Consider the following 9,344-nt stretch of genomic DNA (forward strand, 5'->3'; position numbering starts at 1 on the left):
CAGCCCGGCCGCCGCCGGCTGGTGCCTGGTGATCGAATTCATCTTCACCCTGGCCATGGCCCTCAAGTGCTACCCCTTGATGCCCGGCGGCCTGCTGCTGGTGCAGGCACTGGTGCTGGGCATGACCACGCCCCAGGCGCTGTATGACGAGCTGGTGCACAACTTCCCGGTGATCCTGCTGCTGATGTTCATGGTGGCCGGCATCTACTTCATGAAGGAGTTGCTGCTCTACCTGTTCTCCCGGCTGCTGCTGGGGGTGCGCTCCAAGGCGCTGCTGGGCCTGCTGTTCTGCTTTCTCTCGGCCTTCCTCTCGGCCTTTCTCGACGCCCTGACCGTCACCGCGGTGATCATCAGCGCCGCGGTAGGCTTCTATTCGGTGTATCACCGGGTGGCGTCCGGCAATGACCCGCGCCAGGACAGCGCCTTCGCCGACGACCAACAGTTGCCTGCCCTGCATCATGACGACCTGGAACAGTTCCGCGCCTTCCTGCGCAGCCTGCTGATGCATGGCGCCGTGGGCACCGCCCTGGGCGGTGTGTGCACCCTGGTAGGGGAACCGCAGAACCTGCTGATCGGCCATGAAATGGGCTGGCACTTCGCCGATTTCTTCAGCAAGGTGGCACCGGTTTCGATGCCGGTCCTGGCGGCTGGCCTGGTGACCTGCGTACTGCTGGAGAAGCTGCGCTGGTTCGGCTACGGCACCCTGCTGCCGGACAACGTGCGCCAGGTGCTGGCCAACTACGCCGCCGAGGACGATGCCCAGCGCACCTCGCGCCAGCGCGCGGCCCTGCTGGTGCAGGGGCTGGCGGCACTGATCCTGATCGTCGCCCTGGCCCTGCATGTGGCCGAGGTCGGGCTGATCGGCCTGCTGGTGATCGTACTGATCACCGCCTTTACCGGGATCACCGACGAGCACCGCCTGGGCAACGCGTTCAAGGACGCCATGCCTTTCACCGCCCTGCTGGTGGTGTTCTTTGCCGTGGTGGCGGTGATTCACCAGCAGCAGCTGTTCACCCCGCTGATCCAGTGGGTGCTGGCGCTGCCGGCGGACCAGCAGCCGGGCATGCTGTTCATTGCCAATGGCCTGCTCTCGGCCATCAGCGACAACGTGTTCGTGGCCACCATCTACATCACCGAAGTGAAACAGGCCTTCATCTCCGGGCAGATGAGCCGCGAGCACTTCGAAACCCTGGCGATCGCCATCAATACCGGTACCAACCTGCCGAGCGTGGCCACGCCCAACGGCCAGGCGGCCTTCCTGTTCCTGCTGACCTCGGCGATTGCGCCGCTGGTACGCCTGTCCTACGGACGGATGGTGTGGATGGCCCTGCCCTACACCGTGGTGATGGGGCTGCTGGGCTGGTACGCGGTGAGCTACTGGTTGTAACCGCCGCTTGGGGCGCCCCGGGACTGCAGATGGGGCGCAATGGGTGCAGGACTGGGGGCCGTGGCCCGGCGCGATGCCGGGCCACGGCCCTCAGCGCATGAGGATATAGCGCTCGATGGCTTCGGCGGCGCCGTCTTCCAGGTTGCTGCCGGTGATCACATCAGCCTGGCGCTTGACCTGTTCTTCCGCCTGGCCCATGGCAATCGACAGGCCGGCACGCTGGAACATCGCCGGGTCGTTGCCGCCATCGCCCAGGGCCGCGGTGCGCTCCAGCGGCACCCCCAGGTATTCGGCCAGGGTCACCAGGGCCTGCCCCTTGTCCGCCTGCAAGGCAGTGAGATCGAGGAACCTGGGTTGGGAACGGGACGCCTGGGCCTGCCCTGCAGTGGCGGCCTGCAGGCGGGCCTCCAACTGCACCAGCAAGCGGTGATCGCTGCTGGCGGCGACGATCTTGTCGATGCGCGGCAGGTATTCCTCGAAGCTGTCCACCACCTTGGGGGCGTAACCCAGCGCCTGGCGCTCCAGGGGCATCAGGGCACCGTCCAGGTTGCGCAGCAGCCATTCGTTGTCGGCAAACACCCAGGTCTCGACCTGTGGGCAGGGTTCGAACAGCAGCAAGGCGGTGACCGCCGCTTCCACCGGAACATGGTGACGAGCCAGGAAACTGCCATCGGGCTTGACGATACTGCCGCCGTTGAAGCCGGCAGTGGGCAGGTCGACGCCCAGGGCCTCGATCTGCTGCAGCATGGCCCGCGGCGGCCGTCCGGTGGCCAGGCTGAAGGCTACCCCGGCCTCGCGCAGCGCACGGACCGCGTCCAGGGTGCGGGGGCTGAGGCTGTGGTCGGGGCGCAACAGGGTGCCGTCCATGTCACTGAGGAGGAACTCGACAGGCCGCGCCTGCACGCCACTCACCCCAGGGGTCGCCATACGCGGCCATCCCGGGCCAGCAGTTCATCCCCGGCTGCCGGGCCATCCACGCCCGCCGGGTAGCTCTGCAAGCTGGCGTCCTGTTGCCAGGCATCGAGGAAGGGTTGCACCGCGCGCCAGCCGTTCTCGATGTTGTCGGCGCGCTGGAACAGGGTCTGGTCGCCGATCAGGCAGTCGTAGATCAGGGTTTCGTAGCCGGTGGAGGGCTGCATCTCGAAAAAGTCGCGGTAGGCAAAACCCAGTTCGATGTTGGCCATGTCCAGGCTCGGCCCGGGCTTTTTCGCCAGCAGGTCGAACCACATGCCTTCGTTGGGCTGGATCTGGATCCGCAGGTAGGTCGGCAACAGGCGCTCGACCTCGGTATCGCGGAACTGTGCATAGGGCGCCGGCTTGAAGCAGATGACGATCTCGGTGTCGCGCACACTCATGCGCTTGCCGGTGCGCAGGTAGAACGGCACCCCGACCCAGCGCCAGTTGTCGATCATCACCTTCAGCGCAACGTAGGTTTCGGTGCTGCTGTCCGGCGCCACGTTGGCTTCCTCGCGGTAGCCCGCCAGGGCCTTGCCGGCCACTTCACCGGCGCTGTACTGGCCGCGCACCGAGTTGGCCCGGGCCTCTTCCACGGACCAGGGGCGGATAGCCCCCACCACCTTGGCCTTTTCGCCACGTACCGCATCGGCGCCAAAGGCAGCGGGCGGCTCCATGGCCACCATCGCCAGCAACTGGAACAGGTGGTTGGGCACCATGTCCCGCAGGGCACCGGTGTGTTCATAAAAGCTGCCACGGGTTTCCACGCCGACGGTTTCCGCCGCGGTGATCTGCACGTGGTCGATGTAATGGTTGTTCCAGAATGCCTCGAACAGGCTGTTGGAAAAACGGCTGACCAGGATGTTCTGGACCGTTTCCTTGCCCAGGTAATGGTCGATGCGATAGATCTGCTTCTCGCTCATGACCTTGAGCAGGCAGCCGTTGAGGGCTTCGGCGGTCTGCAGGTCGGAGCCGAAGGGTTTTTCGATCACCACCCGGCGAAAAGCCTGCGGCCCCTCCTCCAGCAACCCGGCGCTGCCCAGGCGGCGCACCACTTCACTGAAGAAGCGCGGTGCGGTGGCCAGGTAGAACACCGCGTTGCCGGTGCCGCTGGCGGCAATCCGCGCCGCCAGTTCGGCATAGGTGGAGTCGTCGAGAAAATCGCCCTGGACATAGCTGATGCCCCGGGTCAGGCGGGCCCAGACGGCGGCATCCACCGCCGCCCCCTGGCCTTGCTTGTTGAGCACTTCATCGCGAAGGAAGTCTTCCAGCAGCGTGGCGAACTCGGCGTCGCTCACCGCGTTGTGGTCGACGCCGACAATCCGCAGCCCCTCATCCAGCAAACCGTCGCGGCTGAGGTTGTACAGCGCCGGCATCAGCAGGCGCTTGACCAGATCACCGCGGGCGCCGAACAGGAACAGCGTGGTCGGCGGCGCCGGCAACGCCTTGGACTTCTTTCGCGTGGTGGTCATTTTTTCCCGGTCTCCACATGGCCGCCAAAGCCGAAGCGCATGGCCGACAGCAGCTTGTCACCGTAGGTGCCCTGGCCGCGGGAGCGGTAGCGGGAGAACAGCGAGTTGGACAGCACCGGCACCGGCACCGATTGCTCCATGGCCGCTTCGATGGTCCAGCGCCCTTCGCCACTGTCGGCCACCGAGCCGGAGAAGCCGTCGAGCTTCGGATCGCCCGCCAGGGCATCGGCGGTCAGGTCCAGCAGCCAGGAGGACACCACGCTGCCACGGCGCCAGACTTCGGCGATATCGGCGACATTGAGGTCGAAGCGCTGGTCTTCCGGAAGGCTTTCCGAGGCCTTGGTCTTGAGGATGTCGAAGCCCTCGGCGAAGGCCTGCATCATGCCGTACTCGATGCCGTTGTGGATCATCTTGACGAAGTGCCCGGAGCCGGCCGGGCCGGCGTGGATGTAGCCGCGTTCGGCGCGGTCGTCATCGGCGACCCGGTCCTTGGTCCGCGGGATGGTGCCCATGCCGGGCGCCAGGGCGGCGAACAGCGGGTCCAGGCGCAGCACTTCGGCGGCGTCGCCGCCGATCATCATGCAGTAGCCACGCTCCAGGCCCCAGACGCCGCCGGAGGTGCCGACGTCGATATACTTCAGGCCCTTTTGCGCCAGGTCGCGGGCGCGGCGGATGTCGTCTTTATAGTAGGTGTTGCCACCGTCGATGATCACATCGCCCGGCTCCAGCAACTGGCTGAGGGTGTCGATGGTGTCTTCGGTGGGTGCGCCCGCGGGCAGCATGACCCAGACCGCCCGGGGCTTTTCCAGGCCCGCCACCAGGGCCGGCAGGTCGGCGACGCCCTTGGCGCCTTCAGCGGCCAGGGCGCTGACGAAGTCGGTGTTGCGGTCAAAGACTACGGTCTCGTGCCCATTGAGCATCAGGCGCCGTGCAATGTTGCCGCCCATGCGGCCCAGTCCAATAATCCCCAGTTGCATGTGCTGATGCTCCTACTGCAAAAATTCTGATCAAAAAAAGTTATAGCCCAGTGGGCCGGGGCAAAATCCCGAGGGGCGCAACTATACAAGGCAAGAAGCCCCAAGACAGCGCAATCTTCAGGCAGATTCCGAGTTTTTTACCCCCGACGGCGCGAATTACCCATCGACCGGCCCCAGCCAATTCCCCTGACGGGCAGCAGAATAATGAAGATTAGTCCCGTGCCAGCCCCTGAAGTTTCCCTGGCCCTGGGTGGATAACGCTGCAAGTCTGCGTGAAGACACAGCGACCGCGAAAAATAAAAAAGTTCCCTTTGCCCGAAAAAGAAATAAAATTGCCGCCGATAGTGCTTTGCGCAAGGGATGCGGCCAGCGAAGCATAGTTGAGACACGCCATTTGCGAGGTGAAGCAATGGGCACAGTACTACCGGCACGACCAGCACAAACCCTGTACGTCACCATTCGTCGTGACGAATTGCGTCAACTCAAAGACGAACGCGATCAACTGCAACGGGAGCTCACACAATTGCGCCTGCAGTTGCAAAGCCAAGGTCAACCGGCGCCGCTACACCTCTCTTCCGCGAGCTGAGCCTCGCCCCTGAACGCAGGCCCGACCTGCGTTCAGCCCCGCTGCAGGTCCCGGGCCAAGCCGCCGTCCCTCGTCATACCGCCACAGCCTCCCGTTGCAAACCACAAAATAGCGACATACAGCTGACAAAGTTTTCACACTTGCCTGTCGATACTCCCGGCCATTGTGGCCGTCTTGTTACAAGACGGCGCTCATTCGCGACGCCCTTGGCGCGCAATGAATCTGGATCCCTGGGGAGCGCTCAATGGCATTGTTCAAACGCAGTAGTGCATCTGCGAAAGGTTTTGACTGGATGGGGCTGCTCTGGCTGTTCCTGTTCTTCTGGTATTTCTCCGGCATCACCCAACTGCTGATCCAGCTGACCGACACCTCCGGCTTCACCGGTTTCCGCCAGGCGTTCTTCATGAGCGCCATCTGGCTGGCACCGATGCTGCTGTTCCCGGCGCGCACCAAAGTCATGGCCGCCGTGATCGGCGTGGTGCTCTGGGCCTGTTCCATGGCCAGCCTGGGCTACTTCTTCGTCTACCAGCAGGAGTTCTCGCAAAGCGTCATCTTCATCATGTTCGAGTCCAACCCCTCGGAAGCCGGTGAATACCTGACCCAGTACTTTGCCTGGTGGATGCTCCTGGCGTTCCTCGCCCACAGCGCATTCGCCTTCTTCCTCTGGACCCGCCTGCGCCCGGTCTACCTGCCTCGGGGCCAGGCCCTGGTGGCGGCGACGGCTATCCTGGTGGCCATCGTCGGCTACCCGCTGGTCAAGCAGATCTCCCGCGCCGATACCCTGGCCGCCGGCCTGGAGAAATTCGAAACCCGCATCGAGCCCGCCGTGCCCTGGCAAATGGTGATTGCCTATCGCCGCTACCGCGAGCAACTGGACGGCATGCAGGGCATGCTCGCCAGCGCCAGCAAGATCGCCCCCCTGACCAACCTCAAGGACAGCATGGCCAACCAGCCGGCGACCCTGGTACTGGTCATCGGCGAATCCACCAACCGCCAGCGCATGAGCCTGTACGGCTACCCGCGCCAGACCACCCCGGAGCTGGACAAGCTCAAGGATCAGCTGGCGATCTTCAACAACGTCATCACCCCGCGCCCCTACACCATCGAGGCGCTGCAGCAGGTACTGACCTTCGCCGACGAAGAAAACCCCGACCTGTACCTCAAGAGCCCGTCCCTGGTCAGCGTGATGAAGCAGGCCGGCTACAAGACCTACTGGATCACCAACCAGCAGACCATGACCAAGCGCAACACCATGCTCACCACCTTCTCCGAACAGGCGGACGAGCAGGTCTACCTGAACAACAACCGCAACCAGAACGCCCGCCAGTACGACGGCGACGTGCTCGAACCGTTCTCCAAGGCCCTGGCCGACAGCGCACCGCGCAAGTTCATCGTGGTTCACCTGCTGGGCACCCACATGAGCTACCAGTACCGCTACCCGCCCAGCTTCGACAAGTTCAATGATCGCCAGGGCGTACCGGCCGGCGTGCGCGACGACCAGTTGCCCACCTACAACAGCTACGACAACGCCGTGCTGTACAACGACTTCGTGGTCTCGAACCTGATCAAGAACTACGCCAAGACCGACCCCAACGGTTTCCTGCTGTACCTCTCGGACCACGGCGAGGACGTCTTCGACTCCGCCGGCCATGACACCCTGGGCCGCAACGAAGCCCGGCCGACGGCGCCGATGTACACCATTCCGTTCATGGCCTGGGCCTCGCCGAAATGGCGGGAAACCCATGACTGGAGCTTTGCCTCGGACCTCAGCCGCCCCTACATGAGTTCCCAGCTGATTCACACCTGGGCGGACCTGGCGGGCCTGAGTTTCGATGAGCTGGACCACAGCCGCAGCCTGGTGAGCGACAGCTTCAAGCCACGCCCGCTGCTGATCGGCGACCCCTACTCGCGCCAGAGCAAGCCCTTGATCGACTTCAGCCTGATGAAACCCAAGGCTCCGGTCGAAGCCACGGTGGTACAGAAGTAAGCCCCCTGTCACGCCCGCAGGATCCGGCTTGCCGGCAAACAGCCCCGAGAACCCTGGCCGGTTCCCGGGGCTTTTTTTTGCACCAGGCCGCGTCCGCAGGCGGCGCCTTCAAGGAGGTGCCCTTCCCGGCCAGCGCAGCCAAGCGCCGGCAAAGACACATGATGTCGAAATTGTAATCAGCACTTCAGGCTGACGTTAACCCTCGCTTAATACACTTCGGTGAAACTTTCGCCCATCACTTCTTGTGCAGGGACGTAACAAGTACCGAACATTCTTAAGCAGGAAAAACAGCATGAAACTTTCAACTTTGGTATTAAGCGGCCTGATTCTGGTAGGTTCCAGCGCGGCCTTTGCCGAAGGTGGCTCGGAAAATATGCAGCGCTTCTATGACAACTTCCGCGTTAGCCAGCAGCAACTTCATGGCGACAAGACCGAAAACACCGCAAAAGCCGAAAAGCAGAAATCCGAGCCCAACTATTCCGCCTCGGATGCCAAGCAACAACAGCCTGGTGCCTGACCCCCAGTTCCAGCGATACCCCTTCCCGGCAATCTGCTCCTTTGCCAGAAGTGGATGTTTGGCGCCCTTGCGGGCGCCTTTTTCATAGGGGCTGCCCTCCTTCTCTTGCACCCGCATGACAGGCAGATGACAACCCGGTCATCTGCCGCCCGCAGTGCCCCGGCTCAATTAGTATCGCCGCACCATGCCACTCGCCACTGATCGGACAGCCTGGTTAATCAGTTGAATTAGCTGGGTTATTTTATTGACCCTATAGCTACTACAGACTTTAACCTGCGCTCGCTCGACAGCCCCGACAGCTTTGAAGAGGATATTGCAATGCGCATTCTGGTGATTGAGGACGAACCCAAGACGGCCGACTACCTGCATCAGGGCCTGAGTGAAAGTGGCTATGTGGTGGACCGGGCGAACAATGGCGTGGACGGCCTGCACCTGATTCAACAACAGCCCTATGAATTGGTAATCCTGGATATCAACCTGCCCGGCAAAGATGGTTGGCAAGTTCTTGAACAACTGCAGGGAAACTATCCCGCACGGGTCATGATGTTGACTGCCCGCGGGCGCCTGGAAGACAAGGTCAAGGGCCTGGATATGGGCGCCGATGATTATCTGGTCAAACCGTTTCAATTTCCCGAGTTGCTGGCCCGGGTTCGTACCCTGATGCGTCGTAGTGAAGTCATTGTCCAACCGGAAGTTCTGCAAGTTGCCGACCTGCAACTTGACCCGCGCCGTCATCGGGCTTATCGCGGCAGTCGGCGTATCGACCTGACGACCAAGGAGTTCACCCTGCTGCATGTATTGATGCGCCACAGCGGAGAAGTACTGACCCGCACCCAGATCATTTCCCTGGTCTGGGACATGAACTTCGACTGCGACACCAATGTGGTGGAAGTCTCCATCAGCCGCTTGCGGGGCAAGATCGACGACGCCAGTGACGTCAAGCTGATCCATACCCTGCGCGGTGTCGGTTATGTCCTGGAAGCACGCCCATGACAGCGCGCCCCGCCGCCGCGGCCAGCAGCCTGTCCATGCGCCTGGGGCTGACCGTCGCCCTGATGGGCGCGGCACTGGTGGTGCTGCTGGCAACCCTGGCCTACCTGGCGTTGAACCATGAGCTGGACAACCTGGCGCGCAAGGGCCTGGACAGCAAGCTGGAGCAGATCCGGCACAGCCTCACCAGCGACCTCAAGAGCAGTGACCTGGCGGCCCGCCCCCATTCCCTGCTGGACCTGGTGATGGGCCACGACAACCTGCAATTGAGCATCCTCGGCAGCGATCCGCTGGCCGAACCCCTGCTGATTGTTGGCGGCATGGCCCAGGAGTCCCTGCCCGAGCCCCTGGGCAATATCGGTGGCGACGGCTATATCGACTGGCGCGACAGCCGCGGCAACCCCTTGCTCAGCGCCCTGCGGCAGATGAGCCTGCGCAACGGCGAGCAGGTCCAGGTGGTACTGACCCTGGACC

General features: G+C 63.0%; 8 protein-coding genes and 1 pseudogene. 6 read left to right on the forward strand and 3 right to left on the reverse strand.

All coding sequences use genetic code 11. The annotated features are described in order from the left end of the window. A partial coding sequence (gene nhaB, locus F6S12_RS27665) for a sodium/proton antiporter NhaB (protein WP_315869545.1) occupies positions 1-1,387 on the forward strand: 1,387 nt, incomplete at its 5' end. Between the two features lie 90 nt (positions 1,388-1,477). Here nhaB and F6S12_RS27670 read toward each other — a convergent pair. The 3 genes from F6S12_RS27670 to gnd are packed head-to-tail and all read right to left on the reverse strand — an operon-like array spanning position 1,478 to position 4,790. Next, positions 1,478-2,314, reverse strand: coding sequence for an HAD family hydrolase (locus tag F6S12_RS27670; protein ID WP_015635706.1), 837 nt, complete (start codon positions 2,312-2,314; stop codon positions 1,478-1,480). After that, positions 2,296-3,813, reverse strand: coding sequence for a glucose-6-phosphate dehydrogenase (gene zwf, locus F6S12_RS27675; protein ID WP_047286745.1), 1,518 nt, complete (start codon positions 3,811-3,813; stop codon positions 2,296-2,298). The genes F6S12_RS27670 and zwf overlap by 19 nt, the downstream gene beginning before the upstream one ends. Further along, positions 3,810-4,790 (reverse strand): phosphogluconate dehydrogenase (NAD(+)-dependent, decarboxylating), encoded by a 981-nt coding sequence (gene gnd / locus F6S12_RS27680; RefSeq protein WP_015635708.1) that lies wholly within the window; start codon positions 4,788-4,790, stop codon positions 3,810-3,812. Before gnd ends, zwf begins: the two co-directional genes overlap by 4 nt. 409 nt (positions 4,791-5,199) lie before the next feature. Between gnd and F6S12_RS27685 the strand changes: the two genes are divergently transcribed. From F6S12_RS27685 to F6S12_RS27705, 5 genes and pseudogenes are all read left to right on the forward strand, one after another. Further along, positions 5,200-5,376, forward strand: a complete 177-nt coding sequence (locus tag F6S12_RS27685; protein WP_237615561.1) for a DUF6026 family protein — start codon at positions 5,200-5,202, stop codon at positions 5,374-5,376. 244 nt (positions 5,377-5,620) lie between these two features. Continuing rightward, the gene (locus F6S12_RS27690; RefSeq protein ID WP_011061432.1) at positions 5,621-7,363 is read left to right on the forward strand and encodes a phosphoethanolamine transferase CptA; all 1,743 of its coding nucleotides are present in this window, start codon (positions 5,621-5,623) and stop codon (positions 7,361-7,363) included. A 292-nt stretch (positions 7,364-7,655) separates the two neighbouring features. After that, a complete protein-coding gene (locus F6S12_RS27695) occupies positions 7,656-7,880 on the forward strand; it encodes a hypothetical protein (protein WP_015635710.1) in 225 nt (74 codons plus the stop codon). Between the two features lie 318 nt (positions 7,881-8,198). Next, positions 8,199-8,873, forward strand: a complete 675-nt coding sequence (locus tag F6S12_RS27700; protein WP_011061434.1) for a heavy metal response regulator transcription factor — start codon at positions 8,199-8,201, stop codon at positions 8,871-8,873. Next, positions 8,870-9,344, forward strand: a pseudogene (locus F6S12_RS27705) (two-component sensor histidine kinase); the annotation flags it as partial. The gene F6S12_RS27700 and the pseudogene F6S12_RS27705, both read left to right, overlap by 4 nt.

This window comes from Pseudomonas sp. JV245A (genome assembly GCF_032424515.1).
Taxonomy (GTDB): Bacteria; Pseudomonadota; Gammaproteobacteria; order Pseudomonadales; family Pseudomonadaceae; genus Aquipseudomonas; species Aquipseudomonas protegens.